This is a genomic window from Sphingomonas aerolata (genome assembly GCF_023935825.1).
Classification (GTDB): domain Bacteria; phylum Pseudomonadota; class Alphaproteobacteria; order Sphingomonadales; family Sphingomonadaceae; genus Sphingomonas; species Sphingomonas aerolata.
Genome location: NZ_CP098762.1, coordinates 3,164,661 through 3,180,700, shown reverse-complemented (window position 1 = coordinate 3,180,700; position 16,040 = coordinate 3,164,661). Strand labels below are relative to the sequence as shown.

The following is a 16,040-nucleotide window of genomic DNA, read 5'->3' as shown; positions in this document are numbered from 1 at the left end:
GTGCGGGATGAATTGAGCCCGGCCCTGCTTTGGGCTAGAGCCCCCGCTTCCTTACGATACCGGAATTGTCATGACGCTCTATACCCGCTTCGCCGCGCATATCGATGCGGCGCTCGACACGCTGACCGAGGCGGGACTGTTGCCGGCCGGGCTCGACCGCAAGAACGTGACGGTCGAGCCGCCGCGCGATGCAAGCCACGGTGATCTCGCGACCAACGCGGCGATGGTGCTGGCCAAGCCCGCCAAGACCAACCCGCGCGTGCTGGCGGATGCGCTGGTCGTCGAGCTCGGCAAGATCGAGTCCGTCGACAGCGCGAGCGTGGCGGGACCGGGCTTCATCAACATGAAGCTGACCGACGATGCCTGGCGCGGCGAGCTGGCCGCAGTGCCGGTCGCGGGGGCCGATTACGGGCGCTCGACGCTGGGCGACGGGATCACCGTCAACATCGAATATGTGTCGGCGAACCCGACCGGACCGATGCACATGGGGCATTGCCGGGGCGCGGTGGTCGGCGACGCGCTCGCCAGCCTGCTCGAATTTGCCGGGCACCGGGTGATCCGTGAATATTATGTCAACGATGCCGGCGGGCAGGTCGACGTGCTCGCGCGCTCGGTCCACCTGCGGTACCGCGAGGCGCTGGGCGAGACGGTGACGATCCCCGAGGGCCTGTATCCCGGCGATTACCTCGTGCCGATCGGGCAGGCGCTGGCGAGCGAATATGGCGACCGGTTCGTCGGTGCGCCCGAAAGCGACTGGCTGGCGACGTTCCGGACGCGCGCGGTCGCGGCGATGATGGTGATGATCCGCGCCGATCTCGCGCTGCTCGGGATCGAGCATGAGGTGTTCTCATCCGAGGCCGAACTGCAGGCGCTGGGCAAGCCCGAGGCCGCGGAGGTCGAATTGCGGTCGCGCGATCTGGTCTATGACGGCGTGCTCGAGGCGCCCAAGGGCGAGATGGCGGACGACTGGGAGCCGGTCGAGCTGCCGCTGTTCCGCTCGACGCAGTTCGGCGACGATCAGGATCGGCCGATCAAGAAGTCGAACGGGTCGTGGACCTATTTCGGTGCCGACCTCGCCTATCATTTCCAGAAGAGCCAGACCGCCGACCAGCTGATCGACATCTGGGGCGCGGATCACGGCGGCACGGTCAAGCGGATCGTCGCGGGCGTGGCCGCGCTGACCGGCGGCAAGACGCGGTTCGACGTCAAGCTGGTCCAGATGGTCCGGCTGCTGCGCAATGGCGAGCCGGTGAAGATGTCGAAGCGGTCGGGCAATTTCGTCACGCTGGCCGATGTCGTGAACGAGGTCGGCAAGGATGTCGTGCGCTTCACGATGCTGACCCGGCGGTCGGATGCGCAGATGGACTTCGACTTCGCCAAGGTGGTCGAGGCGTCGAAGGACAATCCGGTCTTCTACGTCCAATATGCGCATGCACGGATCGCCTCGCTGCACCGGCGCGCGGACGAGGCGGGAATCGCCGCGATCGAGGCGGACCTGTCCCGGCTTGATACGGACGAGCTCGCGCTGATGAAGCTCGCCAGCCAGTTTCCGCGAATCGTCGAAACCGCCGCTACGGCGCGCGAGCCGCACCGGATCGCGTTCTATCTCTACGACTTGGCCGCAGCGTTCCATGCGCTGTGGAATGTCGGCAACGATCGGCCCGAGCGGCGCTTCCTGGTGGTCGAGGATCCCGGCGCCACGGCGGCACGGCTTTTCTTGGCGGACGCAATCGGGCAGATCATCCGCAACGGCCTTGCCATCATGGGCGTCGAGGCGGTTTCGGAGTTGAACTGATGGCCGACGAGATGAACCTGCGCGAGGAAGATCGACTGCCTTGGCTGGAGACGATCGAGTCGGACGATCGTGACGGCCCGCCGATCGCGCGTGTCGTCGCGCTGGTCGTGCTGGGGCTGGGTCTGCTCGCGGCGATCATCTTCGGGGTTTACACGCTGCAGAACCGCGTGCCGTCGGGCGACGGCCAGCTGATCGCCGCGCCTGCTACGCCGTACAAGGTCAAGCCGGATGCGGTGGGCGGTCTGAAGGTCAATGGCGAGGGCGACAGCGCGATCGCCACCAGCGCGGGCAAGGGTGCCGGCAATGGTGCGATCGACCTGACGGGCGTGCCCGAGGCGCCGGTTGCCGGACGCCGTGCAGTAGCGACGTCGACGGGGGTGGACGATCCCGCCGGCCGCAACGCGGTGGCGCAGGTGCCTGCATCGGGCGGCCGGCTGGTCGCGGCCCCGCCGCTCCAGGCGCGGCCGGCGGCGGCGGGCCCTGTCGCGAGCGGATCGCTCGTTCAGCTCGGCGCCTTTCCGAGTGCTGCGGTGGCCAATTCGGCATGGACCAACTTCGCCAAGCGGTTCAGCTATCTTGCGCCGCTGAACAAGTTCGTCGAGCCGGTCGCACGCGGTGGCAACACGCTGTACCGGTTGCGCGTTGATGCGGGCAGCGCGAATCAGGCCGCCGATATTTGCGGACGGTTGCGTGTCGCCGGCGAAACCTGCTTCGTCGCCAGCTGATCGTCACGCTGCGGCAGGTTGAACGTGACGACGCAGGGGCGGTTCGCTAGGCGAGGCGCATGAAGCCCGTCATCTTCGGCCTGTCCGGCCCCGTGCTCACCCCGCAGGAACGCGCATTCTTTGCCGAGTGCGTACCGGCGGGATATATCCTGTTCAAACGCAACGTTGTCGACCGCGCCCAGTTGCGCGCGCTGACGGATTCGCTGCGCGCGATGGCGGGGCGCGACGACCTGGCGATCCTGATCGATCAGGAGGGCGGACGCGTCGCCCGGATGGGGCCGCCCGAATGGCCGAGCTTTCCCGCCGGACCGGTGTTCGACGCGGCCTATGACCGCGCGCCGATGACCGCGATCCAGGCGGCCCGGGCGAACGCCCAGGCGCTCGGGGTGATGCTGAGCGAGGTGGGGATCACGGTCGACTGCCTGCCGCTGCTCGACGTCGCGCAACCCGACACGACCGAGGCGGTTGCCTCGCGCGCGTTCGGGTCCGATCCGATGCGGGTCGCAGCGCTCGGACGCGCCACGCTGGAGGGGCTGGCCGCGGGCGGTGTCGTCGGGGTCGTCAAGCACATGCCCGGCCATGGCCGCGCGCGCGTCGACACGCATCATCACCTGCCCACCGTCACCGCCACCGATGCCGAGCTGGAGGTCGATCTCGAGCCCTTCCGCACGCTCAACCAGGCGCCGATGGGCATGACGTCGCATATCGTCTTCGACGCCTGGGACGCGGATCGCCCGGCGACGTTGTCACCGGTCGTGATCGATCGGATCATACGCGACCGCATCGGCTTCGACGGGCTGCTGATGACCGACGACATCGACATGAAGGCGCTGTCGGGCACCGCGGGCGACAAGGCAGCCGGCGCGATCGCGGCAGGATGTGACCTGGTCCTCGACTGCTGGGCGCGCATGGACGAGATGGTCGAGATTGCCGGCCGGCTGGGTCCGATCTCCGCGGTAGCGCGCGCCCGTCTCGACCGCGCGATGGCGTCGGTGGGCCCTGCACAGGGACGGTTCGACGATCTGATCGCGACCCGCGATGCGCTGCTCGACCGGGCCATGCAGGACCCTGCCGAAGTCTAATCGGCTCACGAGCGGGCTGCGACAGATGCGGGGATGCTGTACGCTGCGCGGATGGACGATGCACAGCTGACGCTGGATCTGGATGGATGGGAGGGACCGCTCGACCTGCTGCTGTCGCTCGCGCGCGCGCAGCGGGTCGATCTGCGGACGATCTCGATCCTGTCGCTGGTCGAGCAGTATCTCGCCTATGTCGATGATGCGCACACGCTCAAACTCGAACTTGCCGCGGATTATCTCGTGATGGCGGCGTGGCTGGCCTATCTGAAGTCAGCACTGCTGCTGCCCCGCGATCCGTTGGTCGAGCCCGATCCGGATGACCTCGCACGGCGTCTCCAGCACCGGCTCGAGCGGCTTGACGCGATGCGCGAGGCGGGGGCGCGGTTGATGGCATGCGACCGGACGGGGCGCGACGTCTTCGTGCGCGGCGCGCCCGAGGGGCTGCGGACGGTCCGCAAGGCGGTCTGGACGGCGGAGATCTTCGACCTGATCGCGGCATACGGGCGGGTATCGGGGCGTACCCGGCCAGTGATGCACGTGGTTGCGGACCGCGCGGTCATGACGCTCGAGGCGGCGCTCGAGCGCGTGTCGATGATGGTCGGCGAGCGGCTCGACTGGGGCAGGATAGAGACGTTCCTGCCTGCGTCCGCGGTCGTGCCCGGCGCGGAGCGGTTTCGTCGGTCCGCCCTGGCGTCGAGTTTCGTCGCGGCGCTCGAACTGGCGCGGCAGGGGCGTGTCGAGCTGCGGCAGGCGGCGCCCTTTGCCCCGCTCTATCTGCGCGCCACGCAGGCATGACGCGGCCCGATGCGCTCGTCCGCGCAGTCGAGGCGGTGCTGTTCGCCGCCGACGCGCCGCTGACACTTGATGCGATCCGCGCGCATGTCGGGGCGATCGCGACGGCGCGCGACGTCCGCGCCGCGATCGAGGTGCTGGTCGAGGACTATACGGCGCGCGGCTTCAATATCGTCCGGCGCGGGGATCGCTGGCAGTTCCAGACCGCGCCCGACCTCGCTCATGTGTTGCGCCGCGAATCCGAAGAGCCGCGGCGGCTGAGCCGGGCGGGGATCGAGACGCTGGCGATCATCGCCTATCACGAGCCCGTCACCCGCGCCGAGATTGAGGCGATCCGCGGCGTCCAGATCTCCAAGGGCGTGCTCGACGTGCTGATGGAGGCGGACTGGGTCCGGCCCGCGGGGCGGCGCGAGGTTCCGGGGCGACCCTTGCTCTATGCCACGACCGCCGCGTTCCTTGTGCATTTCGGGCTGAAGACCCGGCGCGACCTGCCGGGCATCGACGATCTCCGCGCTGCGGGGCTGCTCGATCCGGTCGATGTCGACGTCGAGGACCGTACAGATCGCGGCAGCCATGAAAGCACTGTGGCAAAGCGTGACGATGACGCCTAGATAGAGGCAGGTTTTCAGGAGAATTGTCATGGGCGGATTCAGCCCGATCCATCTGCTCGTTCTTGCGGTCGTCGCGATCCTCCTTCTAGGCGGCGGTCGGTTTTCCAGCCTGATGGGCGACGTTGCCAAGGGCGTTAAGAACTTCAAGAAGGGCATGGCCGAGCCCGACGACGAGACGCCGGCCAAGCCTTCCGCGCGTATCGAAGCCCAGAAGACGGCCGATCCGGCGTTCGATCGCGACGGCAATCGCGTCCGCGAAGACCGCTGAGCCGCGCTTGACGTTCCCAGACTCGACGGGTCCAGATAGGCGCGCCTGAATGTTCGATATCGCTCCGTCCGAATTCCTGCTCGTGGCGTTCGTCGCGCTCGTCGTGATCGGTCCGAAGGACCTGCCCAAGGCGATGCGCGTCGTCGGCTATTGGGTCGGCAAGGCGCGCGGCGTGGCGCGCCAATTCCGGTCGGGCTTCGACTCGATGGTCCGCGAGGCGGAGCTCGAGGAAATGGAGAAGCGCTGGGCGTCGGAGAATGAGCGGATCATGCGTGAGCACCCGCCGACCGACACCGCGCAGATCGTCCATTCGCCCGAACCCGACATCCATCACGATCTGCCGTCGTCCGAACCCGTGATGGTCGAGAAGCCCGTCGTGCTCCCGGCATCCGGGCCCTCGGGTGATAAGCCGGCGCCGGCCGGCCTCGATATCGAAGCGCCGGCTCCGGATCACCGGGCAGGCGTCGACGCCGCACCCGGGCTTGATCGGCATGAACACGCCATACCGGCTGCCACGCCGTCCGACGCGCGGACGGGCAAGTCCGACGTAGCGTCGTCGTGACCGACTTCCAGACTGCCGAGAGCATAGCGTCATGAGTGAGATCGACGAGAGCCGGGCCCCCTTGCTCGACCATCTGATCGAGTTGCGGCGGCGGCTGCTCTATTGCATCGCCGCGCTGGTCGTGACGTTCGCCGTGGCGATGTATTTTGCCGAGGATATCTTCGGCTTCCTCGTCCACCCGCTGCTCGCGGCGGGGCAGGATACAGTGATCTACACCGAAGTGTTCGAGGCGTTCTTCGTCCAGGTGAAGGTTGCGTTCTTCGCGGCGATGATGCTGTCCTTCCCGGTCATAGCGAACCAGCTCTGGCAGTTCGTTGCCCCCGGTCTGTACAAGAAGGAGAAGAACGCGCTCCTGCCGTTCATCCTCGCGACCCCCGTGCTGTTCCTCACGGGCGCGGCCATGGCCTATTATGTCGCGATCCCGATGGCGCTCCACTTCCTGCTGGGGTTCGACGGCGTGGTCGGCGGCGTGAAGCGTGAGGCGCTGCCGGCGATCGGCAATTACCTGTCGTTCACGATGCAGTTCCTGTTCGGCTTCGGGATCGCTTTCCTGCTGCCCGTGCTGCTGATGCTGCTCGAGCGCGCCGGGATCGTCACGCGCAAGCAGCTCGTCGGCGCGCGGCGCTACGCCATCGTTGCGGCGTTCGCGATTGCCGCGGTCCTGACGCCCCCGGATATCGGGTCGCAGCTGCTGCTCGCGATCCCGCTGACCATCCTGTATGAATTCGCGCTGATCGGCATCTGGTTCACCGAGCGCAGCCGGGCTAAGGCCAAGGCGCAGGATGAGACGTCGGACTCTACCGATATCGCCGAAACGCACTGAACGATCGGCGGCAGGCGTAAAAACGGGGCCTGGTGCAGCTGCACCGGGCCCCGTTTTCGTATCTCAAGCGCAAAGGCTTACTTGGCGTCGCTCGCGGTCTTCGCCACGGTGCGGCCGGCCGAGCTCACGTCCTTGCCGGCGCCTTCGACGGTGTTGCATGCCGACACGATGAGCGCGCTGGCCACAACGGCCAATCCAACCAACTTACGCATAATACTTCCTCCTAGAAGGGCTTGAATGCCACCGAGGGGAGAAATGTACGGGCGCGGGTTTCGTTCCGTTGGTGCAACCAGGCACGCATCTGATTTGGAATGATAAAGGCCCGGAAGCGTCACCGGGGGGGGGAGGGTGATGCTTCCGGGCCTGTCACTTGGATAGCGAGAGCGGGGGGGCATAAAGTCGCTATCCGAACTATAGAACGGCGTTCGGGAAAGGTGGTTCCTGCCGTTTTCAAGTTTTTTTCGACGAGGTGTTTCGTCGTGCTCAATCGCGACCGATGACCGCAAAGGCGATCTCATACGCGCCGACCAGCGGGTCATGATGGAGCGCCGAGCGCAACTGGCGTGAAAGGCCTTCCATTACACGGCCATAGCGTGTTGCTGCCTCGCGCAACGCGTCGCTCTCGATCAGCGCCCGCGAGACGACGCGGAGCACTGCGCGGTCGGGCGTGGCGCCGGGCTGGATCGACACGCGGATCTGTGCCGATGGATCGCAGGTCATCGCCAGCTCGATCGTCTCCGTCGCGAGGAACGCGACCGCCACGGCAACGTCCTGATTGACGAGGAACGGAGCGACGTCGAGCGTGATGCCGAGACCGTGCGAGCGATCGGGGGCGGTGGCGCGGATGTTGGCGGACAGCTCGCCGAGCATCGTGCGCATGTTGAGACCGCGATTTTCCTCGAGCTCGGCGAAGTGATTGCGGTGAACGACCGCCAGCGCGTCAACCCGGCGCTGGATCGACGAATAGGCCTCGGTCGCGTCGGCGCTGCGTGCACTGCGGGCGTGGAAATTGATCAGGCTCGAGATCACCTGGAGGTTGTTCTTTACCCGGTGATGCACTTCGCGCGTCAGCTTGGTCTGTCGCACGAGCCCGGCCGCCAGGCCCGCTTCGTGCGCCGCCACGGTCCGGCTGATGACCTGGAACGTGTCGCCGAGCTCGCGGATCTCCTGCGCGGGCATGGTGCGGACGGTGCCGGTATCAATGACCTCACCCGGCGTGAACGCGGCGACCGCGGCGCGCAATTGCCGCAAGGGACGGATCAGCAGACGATCGACGACGAACCAGCCGATCCCCGCCGCCGCCGCCCACATGAGCAGCGGCAGCAGCAGCGCGATGATCAGCGACGAGGTGATCGGTGCGCTGCGGATGCTGGTGCGCAGCGCAAGGCCCGCGACGCCAAGGTCCGTGCGCATCGTTTCCAGCCGATCGAGCGGTGCCTCGTCGTCGATCGATTCGAGGAGCAGCGCGTCCTGTCCGAGCATCAGCGCGCTGTTGAATTCCAGGGTCTGGTTGGACGGCCGGCCGATCCGTTCGAGGAAGGGCTGCGGGAAATAGGCACGTGCCGATGTCTCGCCGCCGGGGCCGGTGATCGCGAGGACCAGTCCGCGGTTCGGGACGATCGCGGCGGCAACGGGATTGCTGGTCGAATCCAGCGCGACGGCTTCGGGCAGCGCGCGCCCGCACAGCACGCGGCCGGCGCGGTCGGTGATGACGAATCGCGTACCAGAAGAGGCCTGCTGCGCGAACACACCCTGCGCGCGGGCGCAGCTCGGCGCATCGGCCGGGTCGAAGCCCAGCGCGTTCACCGCGACCCGCAACGCGGTCATGTCGCCGATCAGCTCGATGGCGATCGATCGGGCGCTTTCTGCCGCAGCGACCCGCAACCGTGCACGGGCTTCCGCATCGGCGACACGAGTCGTCTGCAAGGTGGCGAAGATCGCGATCAGCGCGAGCGGCAGAAGCGCTGCGCTGAGGATCAGGAAAAGCTTGGCCCCGGTGGGGAGCCGCCCGATCGCGGTGGCGATCTGCGACGGTGGACGTGCCGCCGTCGCATTAGCGTCAACAGAACTGGTGTCGGCCGGGGTCTCTGTGGCGCCCGGGGCGGCAGGTGACGGGGTGCCGGATTTGCTCACGGAACCGGTTGGCGAGGCCATGCGGCCCGCCCTCAGTCCAGCTTGCCGAGCAGCGCCAGAAACTCGTCAGGAACGGCTTCCTCGACGGTCTGCTGATAGACCGACCGCAATGCCGTTCCCATCTGCCGATCGCGGGCCGTGTCGCGCGGCTTGCCGGTGCCCTTGCCGGCGGGAGTGCCGGCGGGAGTTTCGTTCTGCGTGTCGTGGCCCAAACTCAAAATTTCCCCCTGCACGACGCACGTAAGATGATGTTTACCATAGGCCGCGGGCGGCACATGACACAGCTAGACCTGCGTCATACACTCGCGGTGATTGTCCGTGAAACCAAATAGCCTCTCGTTAGTTCCCTGTTCGAGCGAAAAATCGATATTGTCGTGGGCGTCGGGCCAAAAGGTTCCGAGGGTCTGGCAATCGGTCGGTCGCGTCATATTCTAGTATCGTCGTCCTCACCGGGCCGGCGTAACGATCAGGGAGTTACCAATACCCATGTCGCTTGGACAGCAACTCGCACCGCATCTTCCCTTTCTGCGGCGCTACGGCCGGGCCCTGACCGGCAGCCAGAGTCATGGCGACAAATATGTTCGCGCGACGCTCGAGGCGATCGTCGCGGCGCCCGATGAATTCCCGAAGGACGTCGATCCGCGTCTCGGTCTTTATCGGATGTTCCAGGCGATCTGGTCGTCGGCGAATTATGACGAGATGGGCGACGAGGGTGTCGGCGATACCGACGGCCACGCAGCAGTTGCTCGCGCACGTATGTCGCGGATGACTCCGCTCTCGCGTCAGGCGCTGCTGCTGACTGCGATGGAGGGTTTCACGCCCGAGGACGCGGCCTATCTGATCGACGTCGATGCGAACGAGGTCGAGGAGCTCGTCGCCGCAGCACTCGCGGAAATCGAAGGTCAGACCCGCGCGCGCGTCCTGATCATCGAGGACGAGCCGATCATCGCGATGGATATCGAGACGATCGTGCGCGACCTGGGTCACGACGTGACCGGTGTTGCGGTGACCCGCGACGAGGCCGTAGCGCTTGCAATGGAAGAGCGTCCGGGTCTCGTGCTCGCCGATATTCAGCTGGCAGACGACAGTTCGGGTATCGACGCGGTCAAGGACATCCTTGCCGAATTCGAGGTTCCCGTGATCTTCATCACTGCGTTCCCCGAACGTCTGCTGACCGGTGAGCGTCCCGAGCCGACCTTCCTGATCACCAAGCCGTTCCAGCGTTCGACAGTGAAGGCGGCAATCAGCCAGGCACTGTTCTTCGATCAGACGACCGTTCCCGGCGCCTGATACGCCGCTAGACTTGGGCCGGGGTTGCCGTCGACGATATCGTCAGCAACGCCGGCATCAAGTTTTTGATAGTTACGGACCCAAAACGGCGTTCGGGGGTTTCAGTCTCATGGTTGACCCAAAAGAGCAGATTCACGTCGCCGGCGAAGACGCCCGCGCTGGCGCAACACCGCATATGACCCGCTATATCCTTGTGATATCACTGGTCCTGGTTATCGCCATTTTTGCATTTCTCGTCATTCGATAGCATATGCGTGGCGTGGCGGACCGGTTGATGCCGATCCGTATGCTCAAGATCGCCGTCCTCTGGGCGGCGGTCGTCATTCGGGAACGATCGGAATTTCATGGTACAGCCCGCCCAGCGTGACGACGAAGTCGACGGCGCCGAGCCTCAGGTCGCGCCCGTTGAGCACGTCTCGCTTTCCGATGCCGAGTTCAAGGTCCAGCTTGCCCAGGTGATTCCGCATCTTCGTGCGTTCGGGCGTTCGCTGTCGGGCAGCCGCGACCTTGCGGATGACCTGGTGCAGGAGACACTGCTGAAGGCGTGGGCCGCACGGCTGCGCTTCCAGGCTGGTACGAACATGCGTGCCTGGACGTTCATCATCCTGCGCAACCTCTATCTGTCACAGATGCGCCGCGCCCGTTTCAAGGGTGAGTGGGACGATCTGGTGGCGGATCGCATCCTTGCGGCGCCTGCGAGCCAGGATCGGCATGTCGAACTGGGCGATATGCAGCGTGCATTGATGCATCTGCCGCAACCGCAGCGTGAGGCGTTGATCCTCGTCGGCGCGGGCGGGTTCGCGTATGAAGAGGCGGCGGAAATCTGCAACGTGGCGGTCGGCACGATCAAGAGCCGTGTCGCGCGTGGCCGTGTCGCGCTTGAAACCATTCTGACGGATGGATCGCTGCCGTCGCGTCGCGATCATGAAACCGACACGACTAAGACAGCACTCGACTCGATCATGGGCGATGTCGAAGAGCTGAGCCGCGGGCGTTGAAATAGACGCCCGCCGCGGTTGGCGTTTGAATCAGTGGCGTCGCGAGGATACAGTGTCGAGTTCACGCAGCAACGACATGAACTCGTCAGGCATTCCGGAGTCGCGATCGAACGCACCGCGCAGCGACTGTCCGATCGCATCCGTCTTGCGAGGCGCGCGAACGACCAGATGATCGGTCTGGTCACGGCGAATAGTCGGGTGCAGATGGGTCATGCGGGGTCAACGAGCCTCAAGAGCTTTTGTTGCTACCCTGGCTTGACTTTATAAAAGAATTGTGGGGTGTGGCATGGATAACGCGCATCGGGCGTCGGACATCATCGCCGCAACGCAGCGTGCGCGACGCTGGTCCCCCTTCCTCGCCATGCTCCTCGACCGCGAGCCTGTCCTTGCCACGGAGCTGGCAGAGGGACGGCTGGATCCCATCCCGGTGCCGCTCGACCCCGACATGCCGGTTGCACGACGCCTCCGCCTCGAACGGCGTGCGCTTGCGCTGAGGGTCGCGATCGGTGACCTGGCCGGCGTGTTCGATCTCACCGCCGTGACGCAGCAGCTTACCGGGTTTGCCGACCACGCGCTCGACACGGCGATCCGCACCGCGATCGAAGAACGCACGCCCGGCGCCGAAGCGCGCGGGTTCGCCGCGATCGCGCTCGGTAAACAGGGAAGTGGCGAACTCAATTACTCGTCGGATATCGATCCGATCCTGATCTACGATCCGGACACGCTGCCGCTCCGCCCGCGCGAGGAACCCGAAGCCGCCGCCGTGCGGATCGGCAAGCGCGTCGTCGAACTGCTCCAGGCACGCGACGGCGACGGCTATGTGCTGCGCGTCGACCTCCGCCTGCGGCCGTCTCCCGAGATCACGCCGATCGCGCTGCCGATCGATGCGGCGATCAGCTATTACGAGGCGCAGGCGCTCCCCTGGGAGCGCGCCGCCTTCATCCGGGCGCGCGCCGCGGCGGGCGACATCGCACTCGGCAGGCAGTTCCTCAACACGGTCCGCCCGTTCGTCTGGCGGCGCGCGCTCGATTTCGGCGCGATCGGCGAGATTCGCGGCATCTCGCGACGGATCCGTGATCATCATGCGCAGGGTCAGGCCTTCGGGCCGGGTTACGACCTGAAGCGCGGCCGCGGCGGAATACGCGAAGCCGAATTCTTCGCGCAGATCCATCAGTTGATCCATGGCGGTCGCGACCCCGCGCTTCGCGCGCCGGCCACCCGCGTCGCGCTTGCGCGGCTGGCGGAGGCGGGGTGGATCGGCGGTGACGAGGCGCGCGCGCTGATCGACAGCTATACGCTGTTGCGGACGATCGAGCACCGGGTGCAGATGATCGACGACCGGCAGACGCATGCCTTGCCGACCGGCGATGCGCTCGATCGGGTGGCGTGGCTGCACGGGCTCGACAGCAGCGCGGCATTGCTGGCGCTGCTCGCCCCGCATGTCGCGGCGACCGGGCGGATCTACGACGCGCTCGACGATGGCGCGCCATCCGGGCTTTCGCATGATCCGACGCGGCTCGACGTCGAGCTGGCAGAGGCGGGGTTTGCCGAACCCGAACCCGCGCGCCAGCGGATCGCCGCGTGGCGGGCAGGGGCCTATCCCGCGCTGCGCAGCAGTGCCGCGCAGGCGGCGCTCGAGGCGGTCCTGCCGACGCTGGTCCCGGCGCTCGCCGCCGCGCCCGAGCCGCAGGCCGCGATGCTTAGGCTCGATTCGATGCTCGAGCGCCTGCCGAGCGCGATCAACGTGTTCCGACTGCTCGAAGCACGACCGGCGCTCGCCACGCTCCTCGCGGCGATCCTGAGCCATGCGCCGACGCTGGCGGAGGATCTGGCGCGACGCCCCGCGCTGCTCGACGGGTTGATCGATGCGACCGCGCTCGCCCCGGTCGCGGCGCTCGACGCGCTGATCGACCGGATGCGCGCGGGCGAGGCGGGGCTCGATTATCAGGGGCGGCTCGATCACGTCCGGCGCGTGGTCGGCGAACTGCGCTTTGCCCTGGGCGCGCAGATCGTTGCCGGGACGTCGGATCCGCTCGACGTCGCGGCGGGCTATGCGCGCGTCGCGGAGGCGGCGATCGCGGTGCTAGCGGAGGCGACGATCCGCGGCTTTGCCGATGTGCATGGGCAGGTGCCGGGCAGCGAACTCGTGATCCTGGCGCTCGGCCGGATGGGCGGGGCGATGCTCACGCATGCGTCTGATCTCGACCTCGTCTATCTGTTCACCGGCGATTTCACCGCCGAGTCGGATGGCGCCAAGCCGCTTGGGGCGACGCTCTACTACAACCGGCTGGCGCAACGCGTGACCGCGGCGTTGTCGGTTGCGACCGCGGCCGGGCCGCTCTATCAGATCGATACGCGGCTGCGGCCATCGGGGGCGCAGGGGCCGCTGGTCGTGACGCTCGACAGCTTCGCACGCTATCAGCATGAGGAAGCCTGGACGTGGGAGCATATGGCGCTGACCAGGGCGCGGCCGGTCTTCGGATCCGCACCCGCCAGAGCGGCGCTGTCCGCGGTGATCGCCGATGTCCTGACCGGTGCGCGGACCGAGCGCGACGTGGTCGGCGATGCGACGCGGATGCGCGCCGACATGGCCGCGCACAAGCCTGCCAAGGGGCCGCTTGACGCGAAGCTCCTGCCGGGTGGTCTGGTCGATCTGGAATTCGCGACGCATGTCGTACAACTCGTTGAGCGCAGCGGCTTCGATGCCAATCTGGGGCGTGCGATTGGGCAGCTCGTTGCCGAAGGGCGGATGCCCGCGACGATGATCGCCGCGCATGATATCCTGACGCGGCTGCTCGTGACGCTGCGGCTCGTCGCGCCCGACGCGGCGCCGCCCGGCCCGCCGACCCAGGCGTTGATCGCGCGCGCGCTCGGGCTGCACGACTGGCCTGCGGTTCTTGCGGGCCTTGCCGAGGTCCGGCAACAGGTGACCGCGTTCTGGCACGAACTGACAGGAGAGCAAGATGGATGACGGTGCGATGATCCCGGACGTCGCGGTGACGATGCCCGATGGCACGGCCGTTGCGCTCACGACGCTGGCGCGGCCGCTGGTCGTCTATTTCTATCCCAAGGATGATACCGCCGGCTGCACGCGCGAGGCGCAGGACTTTTCCGCGCTCGAGTCGGCCTTCGCTGAGATCGGGGTCGGCGTGCTTGGCGTGTCGAAGGACACGCCCGCCGCACATGCCAAGTTCAGCACCAAGCACGGATTGACCGTCTCGCTGGCGACCGACGTCGATGGCACGGTCTGCGAGGGCTTCGGAGTCTGGGTCAAGAAGGCGATGTACGGCCGCAAATATATGGGAATCGAGCGCGCGACCTTCCTGTTCGACGCGGACGGCCGACTGGCGACATCGTGGCGCAAGGTCCGTGTCCCCGGCCATGCCGAAGCCGTTCTTGCCGCCGCCAAGGCGCTGACCCCGCAATAAAGACCGTTCCACGGGGCAGGGCGCGGCGTCCCCTGGCGAGGCGATTCCTTTTTACCGGTACCATTTGGTTTCAACGGCTCAACGCACGCGCGTCCCGGTCCACCCCAAGTTAGCGGCGCAGCTCTTGCCGAAGTGGGTCAAATCGGCACACATCCTCACTTGTCTGGGACGCGGAGGGGCTGCGGTTCAGGACAGAGTCTTGGCGCCGGGCCCGTTTGCGATCCGGCTCCTGTTTTTTGTCGGGGACCAATGGTCGATATCACCGTTTCCGCTGCAGCCTTAGCCAACCGCGCAGCCTTTCGTATCAAGACGCTCTTCGCCGCGCGGGACCTGACGGTTCACGACGGCCACTCGGTCCGCCGGGTTCGCCTGGGCAGCCGCAAGCAGGCCGCGATGGCGGCACTCAGCGCCGTGACGCTCGGCTTTTCCGGCTATGGTGCCGCGCAGGCAGCCTATGGCGCCGCAGCCGCGACCGGCGTCGTCGCCGCACCCGATTCCGAACTCCAGGTCGCGCAGATGGAGCGCCGCATCGGTCAGATGCAGGCGCGCGTCGCGACCATTCGCCAGACCGCCGCAGCGCATGCCGCCCGCGTCGAACAGCGCCAGCAACTGATCACCGCCGCCCTGACCGGCAAGGGCGACACCAAGGCGATGGCGCTGGCGACGCTGGCGATCGACCCTGCACCCGACGCGCTGGCCGCCGATGTCGTCAAGCCGCTGGTCAAGGTCGAGGGCCGCCAGCGCCTTCTCGCCGACGCGGCGCAGACGGTTCTCGATCAGCGCTATGCCGACACCACCGACACCGTACGCAAGCTCGGCCTGCGTCCCGAACGCGTTGCTGCTGCCGCCAAGCGCACTCAAGCCAGCAAGCAGGCCGCCATGGGCGGACCGCTGATCGCCGCCGACAGCCCCGAGGCGCTGGCCGATGTCCGCGCCGACGCCCAGTTCCGCACGCTATTCCAGACCTGGAAGAAGCTCGATACGCTGCAGCAGGGGGTCATCGCGATCCCGTCGGTCCAGCCGGTTCATTTGCTGTCCTTCACCAGCAATTTCGGCATCCGCTCGGATCCGTTCCGCGGAACCGCTGCGATGCATGCCGGCGTCGACATTCCGGGTCCGGTCGGCACGCCGATCTACGCCACGGCTGACGGCATCGTCTCGCATGCCGGTCGTCAGGGCGGCTATGGCAATCTCGTCGAGCTCAATCACGGCAAGGGCATCGCCACCCGCTATGGTCATCTGTCGAAGATCCTCGTCGGCGACAATGCCCGCGTGACGCGCGGCCAGCTGATCGCGCTGATGGGCTCGACCGGTCGCTCGACCGGCCCGCATCTTCATTATGAAGTCCGGATCGACGGTCATGCCGTGAACCCGATCCCGTTCCTCACGACCGCCGACTACCTGCTCGCCGCGCAGGATCGCTCGGTCGGTGCCATCCCGGTCTCGACCGACGGTCCGGCGGCGCAGGACTGAGCCGTACGGTTTTCTATCAAGCCCTGTCCGCGGTCCGCCGCGGACAGGGCGAGGTTGCCGCGG

16 protein-coding genes and 1 pseudogene are annotated in these 16,040 nt (G+C 66.7%); 13 read left to right on the top strand and 4 right to left on the bottom strand.

Annotated features, from left to right (window positions below):
• The first annotated feature begins 70 nt into the window (after window positions 1–70).
• The 8 genes and pseudogenes from argS to tatC all read left to right on the top strand — a co-directional run bounded on the left by argS (window position 71) and on the right by tatC (window position 6,655).
• Entirely contained in the window at window positions 71–1,795 is a 1,725-nt protein-coding gene (argS, locus tag NEF64_RS14550; protein ID WP_056405406.1) for an arginine--tRNA ligase, read from the top strand.
• Window positions 1,795–2,520 (top strand): SPOR domain-containing protein, encoded by a 726-nt coding sequence (locus NEF64_RS14545; protein WP_056405408.1) that lies wholly within the window; start codon window positions 1,795–1,797, stop codon window positions 2,518–2,520. Before argS ends, NEF64_RS14545 begins: the two co-directional genes overlap by 1 nt.
• A gap of 59 nt (window positions 2,521–2,579) precedes the next feature.
• Entirely contained in the window at window positions 2,580–3,602 is a 1,023-nt protein-coding gene (locus tag NEF64_RS14540; protein WP_056405411.1) for a glycoside hydrolase family 3 N-terminal domain-containing protein, read from the top strand.
• Window positions 3,603–3,635: 33 nt separating this feature from the next.
• On the top strand, window positions 3,636–4,394 hold the full coding sequence (locus NEF64_RS14535; protein WP_235516280.1) for a segregation and condensation protein A: 759 nt from the start codon (window positions 3,636–3,638) through the stop codon (window positions 4,392–4,394).
• Window positions 4,391–5,002: an SMC-Scp complex subunit ScpB gene (scpB, locus tag NEF64_RS14530; protein ID WP_056405415.1), complete on the top strand. Its 612-nt coding sequence runs from the start codon at window positions 4,391–4,393 to the stop codon at window positions 5,000–5,002. Before NEF64_RS14535 ends, scpB begins: the two co-directional genes overlap by 4 nt.
• A gap of 28 nt (window positions 5,003–5,030) precedes the next feature.
• Window positions 5,031–5,270 (top strand): twin-arginine translocase TatA/TatE family subunit, encoded by a 240-nt coding sequence (locus NEF64_RS14525; protein ID WP_031394888.1) that lies wholly within the window; start codon window positions 5,031–5,033, stop codon window positions 5,268–5,270.
• Between the two features lie 49 nt (window positions 5,271–5,319).
• Window positions 5,320–5,688, top strand: a pseudogene (gene tatB, locus NEF64_RS14520) (Sec-independent protein translocase protein TatB); the annotation flags it as partial.
• A gap of 175 nt (window positions 5,689–5,863) precedes the next feature.
• Window positions 5,864–6,655 carry a twin-arginine translocase subunit TatC gene (gene tatC, locus NEF64_RS14515; protein WP_031394886.1) on the top strand — a complete coding sequence of 264 codons (792 nt, stop codon included), beginning with the start codon at window positions 5,864–5,866 and terminating at the stop codon, window positions 6,653–6,655.
• Window positions 6,656–6,732: 77 nt separating this feature from the next.
• On the opposite strand, the gene NEF64_RS14510 is transcribed toward tatC, so the two are convergent.
• The 3 genes from NEF64_RS14510 to NEF64_RS14500 form a co-directional block, all read right to left on the bottom strand.
• The gene (locus NEF64_RS14510) at window positions 6,733–6,867 is read right to left on the bottom strand and encodes an entericidin A/B family lipoprotein (protein ID WP_031394885.1); all 135 of its coding nucleotides are present in this window, start codon (window positions 6,865–6,867) and stop codon (window positions 6,733–6,735) included.
• Window positions 6,868–7,138: 271 nt separating this feature from the next.
• Complete coding sequence (locus tag NEF64_RS14505) at window positions 7,139–8,680, bottom strand: sensor histidine kinase (protein WP_031439352.1); 1,542 nt, start codon at window positions 8,678–8,680, stop codon at window positions 7,139–7,141.
• A 140-nt stretch (window positions 8,681–8,820) separates the two neighbouring features.
• Entirely contained in the window at window positions 8,821–9,063 is a 243-nt protein-coding gene (locus tag NEF64_RS14500) for a NepR family anti-sigma factor (RefSeq protein ID WP_128082163.1), read from the bottom strand.
• A gap of 211 nt (window positions 9,064–9,274) precedes the next feature.
• Between NEF64_RS14500 and NEF64_RS14495 the strand changes: the two genes are divergently transcribed.
• Together NEF64_RS14495 and NEF64_RS14490 are read left to right on the top strand one after the other, a co-directional pair.
• Complete coding sequence (locus NEF64_RS14495; protein WP_031394883.1) at window positions 9,275–10,078, top strand: response regulator; 804 nt, start codon at window positions 9,275–9,277, stop codon at window positions 10,076–10,078.
• 344 nt (window positions 10,079–10,422) lie between these two features.
• Window positions 10,423–11,076: a sigma-70 family RNA polymerase sigma factor gene (locus tag NEF64_RS14490; RefSeq protein WP_031439350.1), complete on the top strand. Its 654-nt coding sequence runs from the start codon at window positions 10,423–10,425 to the stop codon at window positions 11,074–11,076.
• A gap of 30 nt (window positions 11,077–11,106) precedes the next feature.
• Here NEF64_RS14490 and NEF64_RS14485 read toward each other — a convergent pair whose 3' ends face one another.
• On the bottom strand, window positions 11,107–11,289 hold the full coding sequence (locus NEF64_RS14485; protein ID WP_056405418.1) for a hypothetical protein: 183 nt from the start codon (window positions 11,287–11,289) through the stop codon (window positions 11,107–11,109).
• Window positions 11,290–11,362: 73 nt separating this feature from the next.
• Here NEF64_RS14485 and NEF64_RS14480 point away from each other — a divergent pair, with 73 nt between their 5' ends.
• The 3 genes from NEF64_RS14480 to NEF64_RS14470 all read left to right on the top strand — a co-directional run bounded on the left by NEF64_RS14480 (window position 11,363) and on the right by NEF64_RS14470 (window position 15,977).
• A complete protein-coding gene (locus NEF64_RS14480) occupies window positions 11,363–14,047 on the top strand; it encodes a bifunctional [glutamine synthetase] adenylyltransferase/[glutamine synthetase]-adenylyl-L-tyrosine phosphorylase (RefSeq protein ID WP_056405420.1) in 2,685 nt (894 codons plus the stop codon).
• A complete protein-coding gene (locus NEF64_RS14475; RefSeq protein ID WP_056405423.1) occupies window positions 14,040–14,504 on the top strand; it encodes a peroxiredoxin in 465 nt (154 codons plus the stop codon). Before NEF64_RS14480 ends, NEF64_RS14475 begins: the two co-directional genes overlap by 8 nt.
• Before the next feature lie 249 nt (window positions 14,505–14,753).
• Window positions 14,754–15,977, top strand: a complete 1,224-nt coding sequence (locus NEF64_RS14470) for a M23 family metallopeptidase (RefSeq protein ID WP_056405425.1) — start codon at window positions 14,754–14,756, stop codon at window positions 15,975–15,977.
• Window positions 15,978–16,040 lie beyond the last annotated feature (63 nt).

Bases quoted from the DNA above. Each gene is read 5' to 3' on its own strand.
- argS (WP_056405406.1), top strand. From the start codon at position 71: ATGACGCTCTATACCCGCTTCGCCGCGCATATCGATGCGGCGCTCGAC.
- NEF64_RS14545 (WP_056405408.1), top strand. From the start codon at position 1,795: ATGGCCGACGAGATGAACCTGCGCGAGGAAGATCGACTGCCTTGGCTG.
- NEF64_RS14540 (WP_056405411.1), top strand. From the start codon at position 2,580: ATGAAGCCCGTCATCTTCGGCCTGTCCGGCCCCGTGCTCACCCCGCAG.
- NEF64_RS14535 (WP_235516280.1), top strand. From the start codon at position 3,636: ATGCTGTACGCTGCGCGGATGGACGATGCACAGCTGACGCTGGATCTG.
- scpB (WP_056405415.1), top strand. From the start codon at position 4,391: ATGACGCGGCCCGATGCGCTCGTCCGCGCAGTCGAGGCGGTGCTGTTC.
- NEF64_RS14525 (WP_031394888.1), top strand. From the start codon at position 5,031: ATGGGCGGATTCAGCCCGATCCATCTGCTCGTTCTTGCGGTCGTCGCG.
- tatC (WP_031394886.1), top strand. From the start codon at position 5,864: ATGAGTGAGATCGACGAGAGCCGGGCCCCCTTGCTCGACCATCTGATC.
- NEF64_RS14510 (WP_031394885.1), bottom strand. From the start codon at position 6,867: ATGCGTAAGTTGGTTGGATTGGCCGTTGTGGCCAGCGCGCTCATCGTG.
- NEF64_RS14495 (WP_031394883.1), top strand. From the start codon at position 9,275: ATGTCGCTTGGACAGCAACTCGCACCGCATCTTCCCTTTCTGCGGCGC.
- NEF64_RS14490 (WP_031439350.1), top strand. From the start codon at position 10,423: ATGGTACAGCCCGCCCAGCGTGACGACGAAGTCGACGGCGCCGAGCCT.
- NEF64_RS14485 (WP_056405418.1), bottom strand. From the start codon at position 11,289: ATGACCCATCTGCACCCGACTATTCGCCGTGACCAGACCGATCATCTG.
- NEF64_RS14480 (WP_056405420.1), top strand. From the start codon at position 11,363: ATGGATAACGCGCATCGGGCGTCGGACATCATCGCCGCAACGCAGCGT.
- NEF64_RS14475 (WP_056405423.1), top strand. From the start codon at position 14,040: ATGGATGACGGTGCGATGATCCCGGACGTCGCGGTGACGATGCCCGAT.
- NEF64_RS14470 (WP_056405425.1), top strand. From the start codon at position 14,754: ATGGTCGATATCACCGTTTCCGCTGCAGCCTTAGCCAACCGCGCAGCC.